The sequence below is a fragment of the uncultured Duncaniella sp. genome, from assembly GCF_910578445.1.
In the GTDB taxonomy this organism is placed as follows: Bacteria; Bacteroidota; Bacteroidia; order Bacteroidales; family Muribaculaceae; genus Duncaniella.
Genome location: NZ_CAJTQC010000001.1, coordinates 178,207 through 200,648, shown reverse-complemented (window position 1 = coordinate 200,648; position 22,442 = coordinate 178,207). Strand labels below are relative to the sequence as shown.

General features: G+C 46.8%; 17 protein-coding genes and 1 other RNA gene. 7 read left to right on the top strand and 11 right to left on the bottom strand.

The window, feature by feature from the left end:
* Nucleotides 1-6 precede the first annotated feature (6 nt).
* The 3 genes from lysA to QZ311_RS00805 form a co-directional block, all read right to left on the bottom strand.
* Entirely contained in the window at nt 7-1,158 is a 1,152-nt protein-coding gene (gene lysA / locus QZ311_RS00815) for a diaminopimelate decarboxylase (RefSeq protein WP_297063044.1), read from the bottom strand.
* Nucleotides 1,155-2,477: an aspartate kinase gene (locus QZ311_RS00810; RefSeq protein ID WP_297062857.1), complete on the bottom strand. Its 1,323-nt coding sequence runs from the start codon at nt 2,475-2,477 to the stop codon at nt 1,155-1,157. Before QZ311_RS00810 ends, lysA begins: the two co-directional genes overlap by 4 nt.
* 248 nt (nt 2,478-2,725) lie before the next feature.
* A complete protein-coding gene (locus QZ311_RS00805; protein WP_297062856.1) occupies nt 2,726-4,729 on the bottom strand; it encodes a tetratricopeptide repeat protein in 2,004 nt (667 codons plus the stop codon).
* 245 nt (nt 4,730-4,974) lie between these two features.
* Here QZ311_RS00805 and QZ311_RS00800 point away from each other — a divergent pair, with 245 nt between their 5' ends.
* The 6 genes from QZ311_RS00800 to QZ311_RS00775 all read left to right on the top strand — a co-directional run bounded on the left by QZ311_RS00800 (nt 4,975) and on the right by QZ311_RS00775 (nt 13,239).
* Complete coding sequence (locus QZ311_RS00800; RefSeq protein WP_297062854.1) at nt 4,975-6,042, top strand: type I restriction enzyme HsdR N-terminal domain-containing protein; 1,068 nt, start codon at nt 4,975-4,977, stop codon at nt 6,040-6,042.
* Between the two features lie 53 nt (nt 6,043-6,095).
* The gene (locus QZ311_RS00795; RefSeq protein WP_297062852.1) at nt 6,096-6,713 is read left to right on the top strand and encodes a M15 family metallopeptidase; all 618 of its coding nucleotides are present in this window, start codon (nt 6,096-6,098) and stop codon (nt 6,711-6,713) included.
* Nucleotides 6,714-6,862: 149 nt separating this feature from the next.
* Nucleotides 6,863-8,440 carry a peptide chain release factor 3 gene (locus QZ311_RS00790; RefSeq protein WP_297062850.1) on the top strand — a complete coding sequence of 526 codons (1,578 nt, stop codon included), beginning with the start codon at nt 6,863-6,865 and terminating at the stop codon, nt 8,438-8,440.
* Nucleotides 8,441-8,794: 354 nt separating this feature from the next.
* A complete protein-coding gene (locus QZ311_RS00785; protein WP_297062848.1) occupies nt 8,795-10,285 on the top strand; it encodes a glutamine synthetase family protein in 1,491 nt (496 codons plus the stop codon).
* Between the two features lie 71 nt (nt 10,286-10,356).
* Complete coding sequence (gene ligA, locus QZ311_RS00780) at nt 10,357-12,375, top strand: NAD-dependent DNA ligase LigA (RefSeq protein WP_297062846.1); 2,019 nt, start codon at nt 10,357-10,359, stop codon at nt 12,373-12,375.
* A 75-nt stretch (nt 12,376-12,450) separates the two neighbouring features.
* Entirely contained in the window at nt 12,451-13,239 is a 789-nt protein-coding gene (locus QZ311_RS00775) for a YaaA family protein (protein WP_297062844.1), read from the top strand.
* Here QZ311_RS00775 and QZ311_RS00770 read toward each other — a convergent pair.
* Together QZ311_RS00770 and rnpB are read right to left on the bottom strand one after the other, a co-directional pair.
* Nucleotides 13,236-14,087, bottom strand: coding sequence for an SGNH/GDSL hydrolase family protein (locus tag QZ311_RS00770; protein ID WP_297062842.1), 852 nt, complete (start codon nt 14,085-14,087; stop codon nt 13,236-13,238). The two genes, QZ311_RS00775 and QZ311_RS00770, sit on opposite strands and share 4 nt — an antisense overlap.
* Before the next feature lie 35 nt (nt 14,088-14,122).
* Nucleotides 14,123-14,577, bottom strand: an RNA gene (gene rnpB / locus QZ311_RS00765) — RNase P RNA component class A.
* A 93-nt stretch (nt 14,578-14,670) separates the two neighbouring features.
* On the opposite strand from rnpB, the gene priA reads away from it, so the two are divergent.
* Complete coding sequence (gene priA / locus QZ311_RS00760; RefSeq protein ID WP_297062840.1) at nt 14,671-17,139, top strand: primosomal protein N'; 2,469 nt, start codon at nt 14,671-14,673, stop codon at nt 17,137-17,139.
* Here priA and QZ311_RS00755 read toward each other — a convergent pair.
* The 6 genes from QZ311_RS00755 to QZ311_RS00730 form a co-directional block, all read right to left on the bottom strand.
* The gene (locus QZ311_RS00755; RefSeq protein ID WP_297062838.1) at nt 17,095-17,502 is read right to left on the bottom strand and encodes a VanZ family protein; all 408 of its coding nucleotides are present in this window, start codon (nt 17,500-17,502) and stop codon (nt 17,095-17,097) included. The genes priA and QZ311_RS00755 overlap by 45 nt on opposite strands.
* Nucleotides 17,503-17,530: 28 nt before the next feature.
* Nucleotides 17,531-18,082, bottom strand: a complete 552-nt coding sequence (locus tag QZ311_RS00750; protein WP_297062836.1) for a DUF3332 domain-containing protein — start codon at nt 18,080-18,082, stop codon at nt 17,531-17,533.
* 47 nt (nt 18,083-18,129) lie between these two features.
* Nucleotides 18,130-19,518, bottom strand: a complete 1,389-nt coding sequence (locus QZ311_RS00745; protein WP_297062835.1) for a transglycosylase SLT domain-containing protein — start codon at nt 19,516-19,518, stop codon at nt 18,130-18,132.
* An 80-nt stretch (nt 19,519-19,598) separates the two neighbouring features.
* Complete coding sequence (locus tag QZ311_RS00740; RefSeq protein WP_297062833.1) at nt 19,599-20,765, bottom strand: AIR synthase related protein; 1,167 nt, start codon at nt 20,763-20,765, stop codon at nt 19,599-19,601.
* Nucleotides 20,766-20,903: 138 nt separating this feature from the next.
* Nucleotides 20,904-22,037: a universal stress protein gene (locus tag QZ311_RS00735; RefSeq protein WP_297062831.1), complete on the bottom strand. Its 1,134-nt coding sequence runs from the start codon at nt 22,035-22,037 to the stop codon at nt 20,904-20,906.
* 132 nt (nt 22,038-22,169) lie between these two features.
* On the bottom strand, nt 22,170-22,430 hold the full coding sequence (locus tag QZ311_RS00730; RefSeq protein WP_123614711.1) for a DNA-binding protein: 261 nt from the start codon (nt 22,428-22,430) through the stop codon (nt 22,170-22,172).
* Between the last annotated feature and the right edge of the window lie 12 nt (nt 22,431-22,442).

Sequence of the window (22,442 nt, the reverse complement as noted above, 5' to 3'; positions counted from 1 at the left end):
TGGTCTTTATTCTGAAAAATATGATGGCGGGAAGGGACGGCAGTTATAGCGTGATGCCATGATTTCGCCGTATGCACCGGCCGATCTGAGAGCCAGAAGGTCGCCGCGTTTCAGTGAGGGGAGTGTCTCGTTCTGACCGAAGCAGTCGGATGACTCACAAATCGGGCCTACCACGTCGTAGTGATGGAGCTCTCCGTTTGGAGATGTGATGTTCTCGATTTTGTGGTGTGCGTTGTAGAGCGCGGGACGGATGAGGTCGCTCATGCCTGCGTCGACTATCGCAAACTTCTTGGTAGTCCCTTCCTTGATATAGAGCACACGGGTGATGAGCGAACCGCATTGAGCCACAACTGAACGGCCTAATTCGAAATGCACCTCCTGATCTGGACGGATATGCAGATGATTGTGGAAAGTCGTGAAGTATCCTTCGAAATCCGGAATTGGATGACGTTCGGGATGGGCGTAGTCGATTCCAAGACCTCCGCCAAGGTTGATTGTCTGGAATGTGATTCCCCGGCTTTCATATTCATCCTGCAGGCGGTTGATGGTCTCACACAGCATCACGAAAGGCTCGTTTTCGGTAATCTGAGAGCCGATGTGGAAGTGAAGGCCTTTTAACTCTATGTTGGGGAGAGTGCAGGCAAGCGCTACCATTCCGGGAAGCATCTCAAGGTTTATGCCGAATTTGTTTTCAGCAAGCCCTGTGGTGATGTAGGCGTGGGTATGGGCATCGATATTGGGGTTGACGCGTATGGCTATGCGTGCGGTCTTTCCCATCTCGGTTGCTATCTGGCTGATGACACGCAACTCGGGCTCGGATTCGACGTTGAAGCATTCAATGTCTTTTTCAAGTCCGAGACGGATTTCATTGTCGCTTTTGCCGACTCCTGCAAACACAATGCGGTCGCCGCGGAAACCGGCTTCGATCGCTGTCTCTATTTCCCAGCCGCTCACGCAGTCGACGCCGAGTCCGGCGGCCTGTATGCATCGGAGGATACCGGGGTTGGCATTGGCTTTTATTGCGTAGTGGACTTTGAAACGGGAATCGCGCGCTGTACGCTTGATTTCTTTGAGCGTACGGTCAAGAAGCTTCAGGTCGTAGAAATAAAACGGGGTCTGAAGCGATGAAAATTCTTCTATTGGAAAGCGTGTCATTATTTCTCGTTAAAAAGGGTTTCGCTCAGGCGGCGCAGGGCTGTAATCTTGTCTTCCTTGCGGATAAGGAACGAGATGTTATAGTTTGAACCGCCATATGATATCATGCGCACGGGGATGTCGGCGAGGGCTTCCATGGCTTTAGCTTCATAGCCGGTGTTGGTCCATTCCATATTTCCTACCACGCAGATGATTACCATGTCGCGGTCAATGGTTACAGTGCCGAATTTCTTCAGCTCGTCGACTATCTCGGGCAGGAAGCGCTCTGAATCGATTGTGAGCGATACGCCGACTTCGCTTGTCGCAATCATGTCGATAGGAGTGCGGTATTTCTCGAATGTCTCGAACACACGGGTCAGATAGCCGTAGGCAAGGAGCATGCGAGAGCTCTTGATTTTGATGGCGACGATATTGTCTTTGGCAGCGACGGCTTTGATTGTCGGCTCGGTGATGTTGTTGTAGATGAGAGTTCCGTGGGCTTCAGGTTGGAGGGTGTTGAGGAGGCGGAGAGGGATATTGTTGACCTTTGCCGGAAGTACGCATGTCGGGTGAAGGATTTTAGCGCCGAAATAAGCGAGTTCGGAAGCCTCTTCATAGTGGAGTTCATTGACAGGGCTTGTCTTGTCGACAAAACGGGGGTCGTTGTTGTGCATGCCGTCAATGTCTGTCCAGATTTCAATCTCTTCAGCCTCGATGGCTGCACCGATGAGCGATGCGGTGTAGTCGCTTCCTCCGCGCTGCAGGTTGTCGATTTCTCCTGTGGAGTTACGACAGATGAATCCTTGGGTCACATAGATGTCGGCATCCACATATTTATCGAGCAACGGCTGAAGATGGAGCGAGATATGCTGCATGTCAGGCTCGCCGTTGGTGTCGGTTTTCATGAAATCGAGTGCGGGAAGTGATTCCGCATAGAGTCCGCGTTCGTTAAGGAGAATGGTCATCATCGCCACGCTCATGATTTCGCCTTGGGCAAGGATGATTTTCTCTTCAATTTCGCTGAAAGTCTCGCGCTGGGTGAACGAACGGATGTAGTTGAAGCATGCCTTTATTTCTTTGAGCGCTTTTTCGCGGCTCTCATGCTTGTCATAGAGGGCGGCAATGGTTTTGAGATATTTTGACTCAAGAAGGTTGATTGTTTCTTTAGCACCGTTTGTATTCTTCTTGTAGAGATAATCGGAAATCTCGACAAGCGAATTTGTAGTGCCTGACATTGCGGAAAGCACTATGATGTTTTTACCTCTTTCCGACACGAGATCGGCAACGTGACGGATACGTTCTGCGGAACCGACCGAGGTCCCTCCAAACTTTAAAACTTTCATGCGTTAAACTGTATAATGAATGTGATATTTGTTAATCGGAAACTGTTTGCAATAGTGACAATTTATGCGATTTTAGCAAATTATTCGCAAAATTACAACAAAATCTCTAAAAAGCGAACCAAATGGCCGTTAAACCTTTCATTTTAACGGTCATTTGGCTCAAAAATTTAATAAATGTATCTAAGGCTATTCTCCGCCTCCATGTCGATGGCGGCAATTTTGTCATCTCCGGTGTCGGCCTGAACACATCAATGATCTGATGTCATCCGTTTGAGAAGGGAGTAGGAGGGGACGATGCCAAGTTCGCCCGACCGGCTGAGATCGGGAAATGCCTTTGCCTTGTCGCCCATCGTCAGATAGACAAATCCTCGGTTGTAGAAGGCCTCGCCGAAGTCGCGTTTAAGTTCGATGGCTCTTGTGAATGCCTTGACTGCATCGTCGAGATGGCCGGTCTCGGCAAGAATCACACCTTTATTATAATAGGCGACCGGCATGAAGGGGGAGAGGCGGATGGCGTTGTCAATATCGGCAATGATTTCATCAGTGTCGTCTGCGGTCAGGACTGTCCTGCTTTCGCGGTTCATTCCGCCTTTCATTCCATAGCGAATCTGTGCTCTGAGCAGATAGGCGAGTGCAAAGTCCGGTGTCAGTTCAATCGCTTTATCGAGATCGGCGATTGCATTGTCGTAGTCTTCGATTGTGTACAGGTCCATCGCGCGACCGAAATGGTCGATGGCTCGTGGCGGATGATTGGCTATGTATGAATTATAGAAGTTGATTGACGAACGGTGAGTATCATCGGTCTCCGGGCCTTTGATGCTTGCCTCGCGGTTGGTGACCTGAAGTATGAACCTGAGGAGTCCGGTGGCGTTGAGGTCGTTCACTTCGCGGATATATTCGCTGTTTAGTTTTATCTCGGTGGGTGAGGTATAGTAGGTCACGATAAAAATCGGTTCAAGCTCCACACGGATGTCTTGGTCCTGTACTTTGCCACGGATTGTTGAAATTTCGTTCTCATTGGTGGTGCTGGCTGAGATTGTGGCGAGTGATGAGAAGCGTTTCTTCACTTGTTCCTGTGTTTCTGTTACCTGAGGCTGTCCATTGTCGTTGCTGCTGTTCGCGTCGCTCTTGCTGCTCGACGATGTGTTTCCGTTGCCCGAGAACTGGCGGTCGGCAGGAACTTGCACATTTGTCTTTGCAAGGGCAAGTGATTTGTTATAGTCTTTTTCGGCTGAGGTCATGTCGCCTTTCCGGCGTTTGATGTCATAGCGAAGGAAGTAGGCTGCCGCAAAGTCAGGATATGCCTCGATCACGCGGTTGAGATCGGCAAGGGCGCTGTCGAAGTCTCCGATTTCGGCTAAAAGGATTGAACGGTTATACAGTGTCTTGTAGTCATCGGGATTGAGATTGATGACCGATGAAAAGTCTGCGATGGCTTTATTCGTGTCATGTACTTCTGCACGAAGCATACCTCGGTTGAACAGGGCCAGAGAGTTGAGCGGGTCGAGTTTCAACGCATGTTCATAGTCGTCGAATGCCCCGTAGATGTCATCGGTCATATATTTGAGATATGCGCGGTTGATATAGAACCCGGCGTTTTCAGGTTGTAGTTTTATTGCCATGTCCATGTCTCCGAGCGCACTTTTGTAGTCCTGTCCTGAATGGATGGCTATGTCGGCTCTCATGAGATAGCCGTTGATGGCCGATGAGTTTATCGACAGAGCCTTTTCGATGTCGGCTTTCGCGGCTACGGTGTCTTTTTCCTCAAGCCTCACGCGGGCTCGGCCAAGATATCCGTTTTCGAAACGGGGATATTTTTTGAGTAGTGACTCAAATGTCTTTACAGCTCCTTCGCGGTCTTTGATTTCGTTTTGAGCCATTGCTTTGTTGAACATTACTCCGCGGCTCTCAGGCAGCATCTCAAGCACTTTGTCGTAGTCCTCGATGGCTTCCCGGTTTTTCCCTTGGTTCTGGCGTGCGACACCTCTGACTTCATAGGCATCGACAATGAACGGATTGCGTTCGATTGCGAGGGTCGCATCCTCCTCCGCTCCGGCAAAATCGTCGAGGTTGAGCTTGGCTATAGCTCTGTAGAAATATGGTTTTGCCAGTTTCGGATTTACGCTTATCACCTGATTGAAATATTGTATCGAGAGTATGTAGTCTTCAAAATAATGGGTGTTTGCTCCGATTCTCAGCACCTGCTCGGTGTTGATTTGGGCACGGACGGGGATGAATGTTGAAAATAGCAATGTGATTACAATTGCATATCTATATAGTCGCGACATTTGCCTTGAATATGATGATTCTGATTGTTAATTAACGGCAAATGTAGTGTTTTATGAGAAAACGACGAAAGATTTAAGAAAATTTTGGAATTTAGCGCTGCTTAATGGAGTATTTGTGTAGGCTAAACTCATTAAAATCTTCATGTTATGAAATTTTGATTGTCAAATCTTTTTTTATAATTTTGTCTTATATAATTCAAAATCTAAGTATGCAGAAAGAAAATTGGCCTATTATCGCTAGATTGTTAGATTTAACGAAAGAAAGTTCTGAAAGTAATTTTCAGAATGGTATAATGTCGATATTAACATCTGATTTGGGATGGCCTGAATCCCAAGTTAGTAAAGAATATCCTGTACGAATGGGAAGCACTAGTAAAAAAATGGATTTTTTACTCAAAGATAGTGAACAACACCCAATGGTTGTGATTGAAGTTAAGTTGTCTAAATCTCATGATGATGGTGTTGCCCAACTTGGCTCATACATGAATGCGTTAGAACCACAATTAAATATAGGATTAGTCATAAAAGATAAAATTTACGTTTTCTATGATGAATCCAATGGTAGGAAATTATCTAGTTTATCGGATGCAATATATTCAATACCATTTGAGTCGGGTTGTGCAGAAGGTGAAAAGTTTGTGGAGCTTTTTGATTTTAATTCTTTCAGCTATAAAAAGTTACTGGATTTCTGTGTCAAACGTAAACAGGAATTAAAAGAAAAGCAAGACAAATTACAGATGATACAAAAAATTGTTAATCTACTTCTTGGATCATCAGGCGTTGATTTTGTAAAAAGTGCTGTCGTTGAAAAATTAGAATCGATAGAGCCATTTAAGAATTATTCATTTCAGGTTTTGGAGGCTGCTATTGCTGATTTAGATATAAGTATTTTAAAAAATACAGAAAAACAAGAATTAAATAAGTCGGAATATACGCTCAAAGAATCAACAACGAATTATAACTCGGTTGACCTTGATATTAATTGGAATTTATGTGGTATTGATGAGGCTGGTAAGATACCCAAAATTTATACTGATGGGTCGCGAGAGATTTTTGTTAAAAAGTTTCATGAGCAGGGCTATGGCTTCATCTATTGGGAGCTTGAAAATAGGAAAACTATAAAACATAGATGGGAGAACCGTAATAAATCAATTACTACAGCCAATATAAATGGGAATCTCACATCAAGAGATTTTTATAAAAAAAATAAGCAGTTAATCTCTAAAATTATAATATCATCTAAAGAATTAAAATCTTACAATCAATTATTGATATGAGGTTGTCTATAGTTTGGATATTTATAACTATTCTAACTATGTGGGATAATATTATGGCAGCTCAGATTTTGAGTGAACGACTTGAAGAGCTTGGTTTTGTGGCTGTCAACAAGATGGATACGACTATAAAAGTGCGTCTTATGTATGCCGCACCTGACAACTTCACGGAAGTGATACTCTATGATGACATCCGTGATGCTTACTTGCATCCCGATGCGGCCAAGGCGCTCCTTAAGGCTCAGGAGGAACTCCACAAGCTTTTCCCTTCCTACAATCTGCTTGTGAAAGATGCGGCGCGCCCGATGAGCGTTCAGTGCCGGATGTTTTCAGCTGTTCAGGGAACGCCGAAGGCGAATTATGTGGCTAATCCCGCCAAAGGCGGAGGTCTCCACAACTATGGACTTGCTGTTGACATAACAATCGTGGATGAAAACGGAAATGAACTTGCGATGGGTACACCTGTCGACCACCTTGGTCCTGAAGCAAATATTGATAAGGAGGACCGTATGGTGCATGACGGTGTCATATCGGAGACCGAGCGTCAGAACCGTCTTTTGCTCCGGCGCGTGATGACTGCGGCCGGATTCAAACCGCTCAGAACAGAGTGGTGGCATTTTAACCTTGTCAGCAAGCGTCAGGCACAGGCTGCATATAAATTGCTTGATTTCTGACAGCCGGCGATGGCTGACTATGTGTAAAACCATAAATTTTCACTAATTTTGCACCCGGTTTTCGGGCAGCGCTGTCTGTCCGGCATGATTGTCAGCGTATCTTGACAAAACCAATCTGTAAAAGAACGAAAAATAATAGCAATATTCCTATGGCATTGAAAGAAGAAATCGCGCGCCGGCGCACCTTTGCGATTATCTCGCACCCTGACGCGGGAAAGACCACCTTGACTGAAAAACTACTCCTTTTCGGAGGTGCAATTCATGTGGCAGGGGCTGTTAAGTCAAATAAAATCAAGAAGACTGCCACATCTGACTGGATGGAGATTGAAAAACAGCGCGGTATTTCGGTCGCTACATCTGTGATGGGTTTCAATTATGGCGACTATAAAATCAACATCCTTGACACCCCGGGCCATCAGGATTTTGCCGAGGATACTTATCGCACGCTGACTGCTGTCGATAGTGTGATTATCGTTGTCGACGTGGCCAAGGGTGTCGAACAGCAGACCCGCAAGCTTATGGAAGTGTGCCGTATGCGCAACACTCCGGTTATCATTTTTGTCAACAAGCTTGACCGCGAGGGCCGAGATCCGTTCGATATTCTCGACGAGCTTGAGAGTGAGCTTAAGATAAAGGTGCGTCCGTTGTCGTGGCCGATTAATATCGGAGCGAAGTTCAAGGGTGTGTATAATATATTCGAAAATTCACTTGATTTGTTTACTCCCGACAAACAGCGTGTCAGCGAACGTGTGGAGATTGATTCTGTGGATGATCCGCGCATTGACGAGAGTGTCGGCGAGACCGATGCCGCCAAGCTCCGTGAGGACCTTGAACTTATTGAAGGCGTATATCCGGAATTTGATGTCGAGGAGTATCTGGAAGGTAAGGTTGCGCCGGTGTTCTTTGGCTCGGCCCTCAACACGTTTGGTGTCAAGGAGCTGCTTGACTGTTTCGTCCAGATAGCTCCCGCACCGCGTCTGACCACCGCCGAAGAGCGTGAAATCAAGCCTGACGAGGAAGGTTTCTCGGGCTTTGTGTTCAAGATTCATGCCAATATGGATCCTAACCACCGCTCATGTATCGCCTTTGTGAAAGTCTGCTCAGGAAAGTTTGAGCGTAACGCTCCTTATCGTCACATCCGTTCGGGCAAGACCATGAAGTTTGCTGCTCCGACAGCATTTATGGCTCAGAAAAAAAATATTGTCGATGAGGCCTTCCCCGGTGATATAGTCGGTATTCCCGATACGGGTAACTTTAAGATCGGCGATACGCTGACTTCAGGTGAATCACTTCATTTCAAGGGGCTTCCGAGTTTCTCGCCCGAGATGTTCAAGTACATAGAGAACTCCGATCCGATGAAGGCGAAGCAGCTCGACAAGGGCATACAGCAGCTCATGGACGAAGGTGTCGCGCAGTTGTTTGTCAACCAGTTTAATGGCCGAAAAATCATCGGAACTGTGGGTCAGCTCCAGTTTGAGGTAATCCAGTACCGTCTGCTTCATGAATATGGAGCGCAGTGTCGTTGGGAGCCGATTTCGCTCTATAAGGCATGCTGGATTGAAAGTGACGATGCCGAGGCACTTGCCGCATTCAAAAAACGCAAGTTCCAATTCATGGCTGTTGACCGTGAAGGCCGAGATGTCTTCCTCGCAGACTCAAATTATGTCCTGCAAATGGCCCAGAGCGATTTCCCAAAAATCCGCTTCCATTTCACCTCGGAATTTTAAGTAAACTCTAAAAAAAACTATTATTATACCCCTGTCACACCTTATATACAATTAGGTGTGACAGGTTTTATTTTCGGACTGAAGAGTATGGGTGGTGTTGTGTGAAGATGTCTGTGTGTTACTGCTTTGTTACTCGTCAGGATTGAGTAACAAATTTTGTTACTCCGAATTGGATATGCAGTATAGGATATACGGATTTCATTGAAATCTACGGCCTAAGATTGATAGATGAAAGTTTGATTTTTTCAGATGAAAGGAGATTATTATGATAAAAATAAATGGTATATTTGCAGTGTTAACTTTAATCTGAAAAACCGAAAAAATTTATCGATGGAAAGCAACAATTCATTTGCCATGAGCCGTAATCATGTGGAGCGGACTCTTGGAAAATCTTCAGCCGATTTTACAAGGGCTGACATCATAGACTATATCAGTCGGGAAGGGATTGAAATGGTTAATTTTATGTATGTCGCAGCCGATGGCCGGTTGAAGACTCTCAACTTTGTAATCAATTCGCTTGAATATCTCGAAACGATTCTTTCAACCGGAGAGCGTGTCGATGGTTCAAGTCTGTTTCCTTTTATTGAAGCAGGCCGAAGCGATTTATATGTCATCCCGCGTTATTCATCAGCCTTCCGCGATCCGTTTGCCGAACTTCCGACACTGACATTGCTGTGCAGCTATTTCGACAAGGATGGCAGTCCGCTCGATTCAGACCCGCGCCAGATTCTTGAACGTGCATGCAAGGAGTTTACCGAGGTGTCGGGACTTGAGTTCGAGTGTATGGGTGAACTTGAATTTTATGTCATCGGCACTGACCCGGGCACTTTCCCGGCCACCGATCAGAAAGGATACCATGAATCAGGGCCTTTTGCCAAGTTCAACGATTTCCGTACTAAAGCCATGTCGCTGATTGCCTCGACCGGCGGACAGATAAAATATGGACATTCCGAAGTTGGAAATTTCAAACACAATTCGCTCATTTATGAGCAGAATGAGATTGAATTTCTTCCGAATCCGGCTCTGCGGGCCGCAGACCAGTTGCTCCTTGCCAAATGGGTCATACGTGAACTTGCCGCAAAAGAGGGGCTTGATGTCACGTTTGCGCCTAAAATCACAGTCGGTAAGGCCGGTTCAGGCTTCCATATCCACATGCGTCTCATGAAAGACGGAATAAATGTGACACAGAACACTCAGCGTGAGCTTAGCGACGAAGCTCGCCGCGTGATTGCCGGACTGATGATTCTCGCCCCCTCAATCACGGCTTTCGGAAATAAGAACCCGACAAGCTATATGCGTCTTGTCCCACATCAGGAAGCTCCGACCAACATTTGCTGGGGTGACCGCAATCGTTCGGTTCTGGTCAGAGTGCCGCTCGGATGGACTTCCGGTAAGGATATGTGTGTACAGGTCAATCCTTCCGACCCGTGTGACATGGAAACATATGCAAAACAGACCTTCGAAATGCGTTCGCCTGACTGCTCGGCAAACGTCTATGAACTTCTTGCGGCTCTCTGCGTTGGTGCGCGTCTTGGCTTTGAGATGGATGAGAAAGAGGCTCTGGAAACGGCCAAGCGTACTTATGTCGATGTGAATATTCATGCAAAAGAAAACGCCTCGAGACTTGCCGGACTTGAGACTTTGCCGACATGCTGTGTAGAGTCTGCCGACTGTCTCGAAAAGCAGCGTGCCATTTATGAGTCGCGCAACGTATTTGCAAAGGCGATGATTGACGATGTCATCCGTCAGCTGAGAAGTTTCGACGACAAGAACCTTGCCGAACGCCTGAAGTCAGATCCTATCGAACTTCAGAAACTCGTCAGCCGTTATTTCTATTGCGGTTAGCGTGTCCCCCCCCTTATAATTTAGTGTAAATCAGATCCTATATTAAGTAACATTAATCCCTATTTTGACCAATGTCATCTGTCGAACAACGTATCTACGAGCTACGCGAACAGCTCGACCGACACAATCATGCCTACTATGTCAATAACGCTCCTGAAATCAGCGATTATGAATATGATATGCTGATGAAGGAACTTGAGAAACTTGAAACTGAAAATCCTGAATTTGACGACCCGCTGTCGCCAACTCATCGTGTCGGATCGGATATAACAAAGGGCTTCGAGCAGGTGGTGCATCAGCATCCGATGTTGTCGCTTGGCAACACATACAGTGTTGAAGAAGTTGATGACTGGGCCAGACGTTGCAATGATTTGCTTGGAAATTCGTCAGGCTTGAAATCTGTCCCTATTGTCGGCGAAATGAAATTTGACGGCACAAGCATCTCGCTTATCTATGAAAATGGCCGTCTTGTCCGTGCTGTCACCAGAGGTGACGGTGAAAAGGGCGACGATGTTACTGAGAATGTAAAGACAATCAGGAGTATCCCTCTCAAGCTTCACGGAGAGGGATACCCTGATAAATTTGAAATCCGAGGCGAGATCGTATTGCCTTGGAAGGCATTCGACCGTCTCAATGAGGAACGGGCTTTCAACGAAGAACCTCTGTTTGCCAATCCTCGTAATGCAGCGGCCGGAACTTTGAAGATGCAGAATTCTTCGATTGTCTCACGGCGTGGTTTGGACGCTTATTTCTACTATCTTATTTCCGATGAACTTCCGTGTGACAACCATTACGACAACATGTTGCGGGCAAGAGAGTGGGGATTCAAGGTCAGCAACCTGATGACCCTCATGGACTCGATCGGAGAGGTAGATGAATTTATCCGACGTCTTGACGTGGAGCGTAAAGAGCTTCCTGTCGCGACGGATGGACTCGTTTTCAAAGTCAACAATCTCCGGCAGCAGCTAAATCTTGGTTATACTTCAAAATCACCGCGTTGGGCCATTGCCTATAAGTTTGCGGCTGAAAGGGCTTTGACCCGCCTCCGTTTTGTCTCTTTTGAAGTGGGCCGCATGGGAATTGTGACACCGGTCGCAAATCTTGAGCCTGTGTTGCTTTCAGGCACGATAGTGAAGCGTGCATCCCTTCATAATGAAGACATAGTTAAGACCCTCGGCATACATGAACATGACATGCTTTATGTGGAAAAGGGTGGTGAAATTATTCCTAAGATAACAGGCGTCGACACCGCGGCGCGCGAGAAGGATGCCGAGCCGGTCAGGTTTGTCACTCATTGTCCTGATTGCGGGACGGCTCTGATACGTATTCCCGGTGAGGCTGCCTGGCAGTGTCCCAACAAATATGGCTGTCGTCCGCAGCTGATAGGCCGGTTGGAACATTTCGTCGGTCGTCATGCTATGGATATTGAGGGGGTAGGCGAGGAGAATGCCGCTCTTCTTTATGATGCCGGTCTTGTAAAGGACATAGCTGACTTCTATACATTAAAGGCTTCTGACCTCGAAGCGCTCGAAAGGGTCGGGCCGCGCACCGCACAGAGGATTCTCGAGGGTGTTGAAGCATCCAAGTCTGTACCATTCGACCGCGTGGTCTACTCGCTCTCAATTCCATTCGTAGGTGAGACCGTGGCGCGAAAGCTCGCACGTGGTGTCGGGGATATCGACACTCTTCTCGCTATGAGCCGTGAGGAACTGGTCGCTATCGATGATATTGGCCCGAAGATTGCCGATGCAGTCATAGAATATTTCTGTGTGCCTTCAAACCGGACTATCGTCGAACGTTTGCGTGAAGCCGGTGTGCAGATGGCGCTCCCGGAAGAGGATAAATCGGAGCATTCGGATATTCTCGCAGGTAAGACAATAGTCATCAGCGGTGTTTTTACAAACCATTCGCGTGAAGAATACAAAGAGATGATTGAGAAAAACGGAGGCAAAAACTCCGGCTCTATCTCAAAGAAAACATCATTTGTCCTTGCTGGCGACAACATGGGGCCGGCAAAACTTGAAAAAGCCCGGTCGCTTGGAATCCCGGTCATAGATGAATCGGCCTTTTTGGAAATGATTGGAAAATAAACCAGTATCAACGAGGTCATTTTTGCGGATTGATAGCAGAAATGACCTCGTTTTATATTTAAAAAACTATTGCTTATGCTGATACTTATTGCCGAGTCAAAGACAATGACTCCGTGTGACCGTATGATTGCGCCTGAGTATTACACGTCGCACTGTCCGGCCCTTGAATCTGAGGCTGACGGAATCATGGCAGCCTTGCGCGATATGAGTGCTGAAATGCTTGGAAAATCTGTGAAACTCAGTCTGTCAATGGTCAGGAAACTACAGCAGATGATTTATGAGTTTCCCAATAAAGCATCCGGCGAGGAAGCGATGGCAGCTTATACTGGTGTTGTGTTCAAGGCATTTTCTTATCAGACCTTGGATGAGGCATCGAGAGAGCTGACAAATAACCGCGTGAGGATAATTTCGTCTCTATATGGCTGGTTGAGGCCTGACGACATAATCAAAGCTTATCGTTTTGATTTTACAACTCCACTCGCCCCCGAAGGCAGTGCGTTTTCTTCATATTGGCGCGACAGTGTAACGAAACTCTTGTTGGAAGAGCTTGACAGGCAGGATTGTCGCTATGTCCTAAACCTGCTTCCGGGCGATGCAGCCCGTTGTATTGACTGGAAAATTATAGGGGAGCGGGCTGAAGTCTGGAAAGCTGATTTTAAAGAAGTGTATCCGGGTGGAGTCATGCGCACGCCAAATTCCGGACGGCTGAAGACTTTGCGCGGACGGCTCTTGCGTCAGATTATCACAGAAAACATCGGATCTCCCGGGCAACTGGTTTCGCTCGTCGGTGACGGTTATATCGGACCGGACTCGATTGATGAAACAGGAAATATTCTATTTCATTCCGTGGCCGACAGAACTTAAAATGTGGGTGGAATTGAGTTGAGTTTCGCTTGAATGACCCGGGCTATGCGGTAGTGGCCGTTGTCGTTAGGATGCAGGCGGTCTGTCGCGTCATGATGGAAATATCTGTCATGGTTCTGCTCCATCGGGAAAAGTCCGCTTTCAGAATATAGGTCTATCAGCGGAACGGCCCATAATGTAGCGGCCTGGCGGAGAATGTCGATATAGCTTTCGACGTATAATCCCTGCCCGTTGGCATAATTTTCGTCAGGCTGCACGTTCTTGTCGTTAAATTTCGCGTATCCGCGATGAATCGGAGTCATGATTATAATCTGTTTTGTCGGATAGTTATGCTTGAGATACGACATCACACGATTTATGTTGCCTGTGAAAGTTGTGTCGTTCATTTCAAATGTCCGATGCTTCCTTGATTCGATAGTTCCGTTTACGTTCACGCTGTCGGTCGTTTCAGTGAAGAATTGTCCGATAGGGAAGCTATGGTTATAGTCGTTCGTTCCGGCCCAGATAATAATCGCGTCTATTGAATCGCCGACGGCTTCATTCATTTCCACAGCTTTTTTATAAATGCCGTCCCATTTGTAGCCACTGCGCGCATAGACATGTGGCTCTATCCCCATCAGGGTTTCAAGATATTTCCAATAGTGCTTTTTGGTTGATTTGTTCTTTGGGTCGGTCATTGAATCGCCGAGAAATGCGACTTTTTTCCCTTTCCACGGAGTTGACAGGTTGATATCCTCTGTCGGGACGTTGACTGTTGGTGCATGTGTGTGACCATCGTGGGAGTATGCGTCAGTTGACGATAGCATTAATGCTGTGGCGAGAAATACAATCGGCTTGGGGAGTTTCATGGAGTGGTTTGATGTGAAATGAGGGAAAAATAAAAAAAGGTAGCAGGACTATAAGCCGGGTTATGTCACTGTGGGACTTCTGTCAGGGTCTTACGTATTCTGCCCTGAAGGTTGCCACAGCGCCCGTGTCATTTATCTAATCGGTGCTTCGCTTTGCTTCAGCACTCCAGCAGCCTACCCCCCGGCAATGGACGAGCAACCCATTGTGACTGAATCCATCAAAGGATATCACTCGCCGGTATACATGGCCTTGCAACCCATAAGACGTGCGGCATGCCGTGTCGCCACGACATCCGGTGGGCTCTTACCCCACCTTTTCACCATTGCCTAAGTCACCCGAAAGTGGCTCAGGCTGTTATTTTCTGTCACGTTACTCTGCCGTCGCCGACAGCTCACTGTTAGAAAGTATGGTGCTCTGTGTTGCCCGGACTTTCCTCTTGCCGCTCCGGAGATCAACCTCCATCAGCAAGCGACACAAGCGTCCTGCTACCGTCGGCAAAGGTACAAATAAAATTCAAAAACTTTGCCATTGATGAGGATTTATTGTATTTTTACAAATCATATTCACATAAATTTATCTTTTATGACCTTTGCTGACGTTCTTGTCCCTGTCCCGATAATGGGTACATTCACGTATAAAGTCCCGGCCGACATCGGCGATTCACTTTGTGTGGGCCATAGGGTCATTGTGCCGTTCGGACGTAAGAAATTCTATACGGGTATCGTTACGGGACTGAGCAACATCGGGCCGGAGGACTATGAAGTAAAGGAGATTTCGTGTGTCCTTGACTCAAGTCCTATCGTAAGGCATCCGCAGCTAAAGTTCTGGCAGTGGGTTGCTGACTACTATCTGTGTACTCCGGGCGAGGTGATGCGTGCGGCGATGCCTGCCGGTCTTAAGGTCGAGAGCGAGACTTACATCCAGCCTGCTCCGGACTATGAAGAATCCGAAACAGACAGGCTGAACCAGCGTGAGCTTGCGGTGATGGAACTTCTGCTTGGAAGCGATAAAAAAATGCCTCTTGATGTGATAAGCAAAAAGACAGGCTTTTCAAATATCGTAAATGTCACGAATTCCCTCCTTGCCAAAGGGGCGGTGATGATTTCTGAAAATCTTGTGGAGCGTTATCGCTCACGTAAGGAGGTATATGTGCGTCTTGCGATTCCTAAAGGCGACTCCGAGTCGTTGCATCGGATATTTGATCTTGTCAAAAGCGGAGGGAAGCAGGAAAAGGCGCTTCTAGCTCTGATTGAGCTTTCTGGTTTCATGAGGCAGGGTGATGACATAAACGAAGTGACGCGTTCCGGGTTGATTGAACGTGCTGCAGTGACAACGACAGTTGTGGCTGCTATGGCTAAAAAAGGAATTGTGGATATATATACCAAAGAAGTCAACAGGTTCAGCTTCTCCGGTCTGGTCGCAGGTAAGCTTCCTGTGCTGACCGACGCTCAGAGCGTGGCTTTGGACAAGATTCATAAATCATGGCTTGACAATGACATCACACTCCTGCATGGTGTCACATCAAGTGGCAAGACCGAACTTTATATCCATATGATTGATTATGTTCTCAGGCAAGGCCGGCAGGTTCTTTATCTTGTGCCTGAAATCGCATTGACGACACAGCTCACGAGGCGACTTCAATGTGTATTTGGCGACAAGGTTGTCATATATCATTCGAAGTTCTCTGACAATGAGCGGGTTGATATATGGAAAAAACTGCTTGAATCTTCAGAACCATGTGTGGTTATCGGTGCGCGTTCGTCAGTCTTTCTTCCTTTCAGGTCGCTTGGGCTTGTCATTGTCGACGAGGAGCATGAGAGTGCGTATAAGCAACATGATCCTGCACCACGCTATAATGCGCGCGATGCAGCGATAGTCCTTGCGTCCATGCATGGTGCTAAGACCCTTCTCGGCAGTGCTACTCCATCGGTTGAGACATACTACAAGGCTACGACCGGCCGCTTCGGCCTTGTCAGCCTGACAGAGCGTTTCGAGGGTATGAAACTGCCTGAAATGAGGGTGATTGACATGTCGGATGCCCGCAAGAAGGGACTTGTGACAGGTACTTTTGCTTTTGAGTCCGAACGTCTTGTCAACGAGTCGCTGAAACGTGGTGAGCAATCCATCCTTTTTATAAACCGTCGCGGTTATGCTCCGATAGCACGCTGTAAGTTGTGTGGCTATGTGCCGAAATGCAACAATTGTGATGTGTCGCTTACATATCACCGTCATTCCGATAAGCTCGTGTGTCACTATTGTGCTACTCCTTATTCTGTGCCTGATGTATGTCCTGCATGCAAAGAACCGGGTATAGAAGTGTTAGGTTACGGTACGGAGAGAGTCGAGGAAGAGGTCGAATCTTTATTCGGTCATGCCACAATCTCGCGTATGGATCTGGATACAACGCGGAGCAAGGACAGCTATGAAAATATAATTGAAGATTTTTCGAAAGGCAAATCACAGATTCTCGTAGGAACCCAGATGGTGACAAAAGGCCTTGATTTTGATAAGGTGAGCACCGTAGGAGTCATTAATGCCGACAGTGTGATTAATTTCCCTGATTTCCGGGCTTCCGAACGGGCATTCAATATGATTGAGCAGGTGGCAGGCCGTGCCGGGCGGCGCAATGAGAACGGAGTAGTGGCTATCCAGACCTACAATCCGTCGCATCCGGTGTTGTCATATCTCTTGCAGCATGACTACAGTGGTTTTTATGAGCACGAGCTTGCAGAACGGCAGCGCTACAACTATCCGCCTTTTGTGAGGGTCATCTACATATATATAAAACATCGCGATCAGGCCGCCGTGTCGACAATCGCGTTTGAGTATGCAAACCGTCTGCGGAAATTGTTGGGAAACAGGGTGAACGGTCCTGACGAACCATACGTCGCACGCATACAATCCCTTTATATCAGGAGGATAATGCTCAAAATCGAGAACAATGCCTCCATAACCAAAGTCAAGAAGCTGCTTAATGATTTGCGTATCGAGATGACGAACCTGAAACTACTTGCGGGAGCTGTGCTTTACTACGACGTTGATCCAATGTAGGCAATAACATAGTGGCACAGCCGCAAATGCTCCGACTGCGTCTGCTAAAGCGTCAGCCATGTCTCCGCTGCGTCCGAGATTCATCGCATCTTGGATGAATTCTACGGCAATACCAAACAATGTCGCTGCCGATGCTGTGATTAATGCACCTTTGAGCGAAAGGGGACGCCGGTCGCGTTTGCGTTCGAATATATATGTGAGTGCCAGTCCGCCAAACATGCAGCAGTGAGCCAGTTTGTCCGCCCCGGGAAACAAAGGCAAATCCTCCTCCCCGAATGGTTTGGGGAGGAGGGTAAGATAAAGTATTACGATGCCCACGGCTATTGTCAGCTGATACGGTGGGATCCATCGCAGATATTTCATATCCTTTTTTATATGGTATAGCTTGTTATTATCTTGCAGCCATAAGGCTTTCATTCACCATCTCGCGATATGCCATCAAGCCTTCTGCCGACAGTTCGACAATTTTACGTTCACCGTCGATTCCGGGAACAGCGACATGGCTGTCGTCAATAAATGTAACGAGGTCAAAATTTTCGCCTGAAGGAAGGGCTACGCTCCAAGTCTGCTCATCGGTGTCAAAATCAAGACGCACGACTGATTTGTCGTTTTCCGAAGTGATGGTGTAGCCTTTTCCGTCGCATTCTACGATGTATCTTCCGTCTTTTCCGTCAATGACTTTCTTTCCGGCTGCCACAGGATTGTCGCCACTCCAGAATTCAATCGAGTTCAGGACAAGGATGTCGGCGAGAGCTGCAACCTCATAGACCGGCAGCGGACACCAGAACACAAAGAATACGAGTTCATTGACGAACTTATTATCAATCTGTTTATTCCAAGCCAGCAGTTTGTTGGTCAGGGCAAAACTTCCGATACAAGATGTTGTTAGCATCGATCCGCAAAGAGTGAGAACGATTGCTACGGGTAAAAAGCGTCTTTTCATTAGGATAAATAGTTGAAATGATGGGAGAATGTAGTTATATTTCGGTTTCAAGCCTTTGTGCGGGCTTTTTTATAGAAATTGTAGATTCGGTTGACATAATCGTAAGTCTCTCTTCCTCTCGAATAGCCATATTTGACCACTGGATCTCTGTAATATTTCGGATTTGATTTCCATAGGATAGCTTTTGCGACATTGTTATCCCATTTCTGAGGGTTAAGTCCATACTTCTTTGCAAGATTGATTGCATCGTTGACATGTCCGAGGCCGGTGTTGTAGGCTGCAAGTACGAATTTCTTACGCTCATTCTCATCAGGGACTTTTTTCTGAAGCTGACGGTCGAGGTCATTAAGAAATTTTAGGGCGGTTTCGATGGCTACTTCAGTCTTCATGACACTCTTGGCACTTGCGCCATATCCTTTAGCGGTTCTGGGCATAATCTGCATAAGCCCTCTTGCTCCGGCCCAAGAGACTGCTGTCGGATCGAATTTACTTTCGACATATGCCTGTGATGCCAATAGCTTCCAGTCCCAGTTATATGATTCGGAGTAACGTTTGAACAGGTGGTCGAACGGTGAGACTCCGGCTCCGTTAAGAGCATAGTATTTTGTATTGGGATCATTTTTGCTCAGCTCAAAGTAGCGTTTCAGCAACATGGCCTGTTCCTCGCGTGGCCTGTCGCTGTTTAGCCATTCATTGATGCTGTCTCCAAGCCATGCCTTGGACGGCGCGACTGCCCAGCTTGAGCGCTGTTCAAAGCTAAGCGGGAGAGTGATATCAAGGTCATTGTAATAGGTCTTGTTGATCCGGGCTATATCACTGTCGACAACCGTCAGGGGAATTTTACCTTCACTGACCATTGCAATGAGGTCTTCGGTAATCATTGTGTCGCGGTCAACGGTGTGGATGTTGATGCCTCCGCCAACTTCCTGATTCAGATTGCGTATGCGCGCTTCATATTTCGAGTCAGATTCGACATAGACATCCTTGCCGACAAGATCTGTAACATCGGTTATAAGTTCTTCTTCTCCTTTTTTGGGCTGGACAAGGACTTGAGTTGTGATGTTTTCCGGACCACACGGTATGACTCTGCCCTTATATTCGGCGGTAATCGGTACTTCATATGCAATCAGGTCAACTATCCCTGAATCAAGCATTTCGATGGCTCGTGACAACGTCGGCGCTATTTTCATCTTGAGCGCCAGATTTTTGTCAGCCGCGAGAGCGGTGACAAGTTCATAGTCATAGCCCATTTCCTGACCCTTATAGATGAAATATGCTTCAGGGCTATAAAGCGTAGCTACACGTAAGGTGTCAGGTAGTTTATGACCGGGAGAGTCAGACTCCTTGTCGCCGTTAGATTTACCATTGCCTCCACAGGCAAAGAGCAGTGAGCATAACGAAAAAACAGTTAATGCCGAGAGAATCCCTCTTCTCATAGAAAATGTGTTGATTAATGTTCTAAATCAATTGTTATATTTCGACCGAGACAGAGGGACGCTCCCGTTAACTGAAAGTGTCAATACTCAAATGTCCCGGCTGAGGATTTTATAGTAAGATGGTTCGAGTCAGCGTCTTCAACGCGACCGATGATACGCGATTCGATTCCAAATTCAGCAGCGATAGCCATCACCCTTTCAGCTGCTTCAGGACGGACATAGATTTCCATGCGATGTCCCATGTTGAACACCTTATACATTTCGCTCCACGGAGTTCCGCTTTCTTTCTGGATGAGGTCAAACAGAGGCGGGATTGGGAACAGATTGTCCTTGATGACATGCTTGTTCTCAACAAAATGCAGCACTTTGGTCTGTGCGCCGCCTGTACAGTGAACCATACCGTCGATTTCGCCACGCATGTCGTTCAGGAGTTTCTTGATTACTGGTGCGTATGTGCGCGTCGGTGACAATACGAGCTCGCCTGCGGTAAGTCCGGTTCCTTCTACAGGGTCAGTCAGTTTCTTCGAGCCTGAATATACGAGGTCTTCGGGAACGGCTGCGTCAAATGTTTCCGGATATTTCTGTGCGAGATATTTAGCAAAGACGTCATGGCGTGCGGATGTAAGTCCGTTGCTGCCCATTCCGCCGTTATAACGGGTTTCATATTTAGCCTGTCCGAATGAAGCGAGGCCGACAATCACGTCTCCGCCTTTGATGTTTGCATTGTCTATGACATCAGCCCGGCGCATACGGCATGTGACGGTAGAGTCGACGATGATGGTACGCACAAGGTCGCCCACATCTGCTGTCTCGCCACCGGTGGAGTATATTCCCACTCCCATTTCACGGAGGGTTGCAAGGAGTTCCTCTGTGCCGTTGATTATGGCCGAGATTACTTCTCCGGGTATGAGATTCTTGTTTCTTCCGATTGTCGATGAAACAAGAATGTTGTCAGTAGCACCGACGCAGAGAAGGTCGTCGATATTCATGACCAGTGCGTCCTGTGCAATACCTTTCCATACTGACAGGTCACCGGTTTCACGCCAATAGGCATATGCAAGGGATGATTTTGTCCCTGCCCCGTCAGCATGCATGATATTGCACCATTCCGGATCGCCACCGAGTATGTCGGGGATGATTTTGCAGAATGCGTGTGGGAAGATGCCTTTGTCAACATTTTTGATTGCGTTATGGACATCCTCTTTTGAGGCTGAAACACCGCGGAGGTTGTAGCGCTGGTCACTCATAATATCTCGTAATTGAAAGTTCAACAAACGTGAGTAATGGTTGGTTTAGATAAATTTTTTACAAAATTACAAAAAAATGCCGAATCGCCCCTAACAGGAGCTGATTTTTAGCGTGCGTCTGTCAATGCCTGCGTTTCATCAGACCGGAATCGAGAGCATTGGGATGTCGGAATGAAACAGCAGTTTATGTGCCAAAGACGGGTTGAATAGTCGTATGAATATATTTTTACGCGGGGTGGGGACAGCTATCATGTCGATATGCAATTCTTTGTCAAGCCCATTGAAATCCTCTATTTCATGTGAAAATGACAGTTGGATTGTCTTGAACACATATGCAGGATAGTTTTTTCGGCAATAGTCAAGAAGATTTGCTATGGCTTCTGTGTCACCATTCGGTTTTTTCTTTGACGGTAATGATACAAGCGTCACTGACAGGGATGTTTCCGGAAGCATGCGGTAGAGGGCATCGAGAGCGAGTATGTCTTGCTGTTTGGATGATGCGAGGTAGACTACTTCACGGATGTCGTCGGTCCGTTTAAATCTGAGGGTTTCCGGGACGGTGAATACGCATGAACGGCATGTGTCGAGCACTTCGGCTGTCACACTGCCGAGCATGTCGCGGTTTTGTTTGTCTGTCCCGCGAGTACCCATCACTATCAGTAGCGGATGGTGGGTTGCCGAATAGCTGTTGATGACTTCTTCCGGAAGTCCTTCGGTTATTTCCGATGAGAAGTTGACGGGAGGTATTATGCCGTTTTTTATCTTTTCGCGCAAAGAAGATTCCAGTTCCTCCATTTGCTTTTTGCACATTTCGGATATTTCCTTGTCTTCCTGCATTTGCTGGACGATGTCGGCTGTCCCGTCAAATGTCATTGCATCGGATAATTGTAAAGACGTGTTAGTGACTATCGGGTCGAAGTAGGAGTGGAGAAGTTTGATGCGGGCTTTGTGGAGAGATGCAAGGTGAAATGCAAGGTGGCAAGCCTGAACGGATGATTTCGAGAAATCAGTCGGGACAAGGATTTCAGGCCCGTCTGCCGGACATTCCTTTATCGCATTTGGCGAAAATATCTCGATATTTTCAATCAGACGCAAGGCCATAGGCAAATCTGACTCGTGAATTCTCACTCGTATGCCGGACGACACGACCGGTGTGGAAAGATTGACATTTTGCAAGACCACCTCAAGCCCCTCGCATTCGAGTATGTTTTTTAATTGATGTGCTTTGTCATAAGTGTGGATTGCGATTGTAATAAATCTGTCAGGCTGCATAGTTTGGAATAGGATTAAAAGTTCAGATTTAATTGATATGTGCTCTAATTAAAAACGGACGAAAGAGCAAAAAGTCGTTGCTTACAGCGTTCTTTTTGCCCTTTCGCGTATATTTTTAAAATTTTACCAGACTTATTCTTCCTTATTTTCTCCCTGTAAAATTTCTATTGCCATATCATAGATGGTAGTGTCGTCAAGAACCACGATGCCACCGTCAGGACCCGGTTCAATGTGTACGCCACAATTTTTACCAAATTCATAGTTTGTGCCACCGAAATAGTTTCTGACTGTCTGGGGAGTGACGTTAAGCTTGTCGGCTATCTGACGGATTGAACCATCGGGAAGACTGTCTTTGATGCGACGGAGATCGTTGAATGAGATAGTTTTAGTCATGATACATATAGG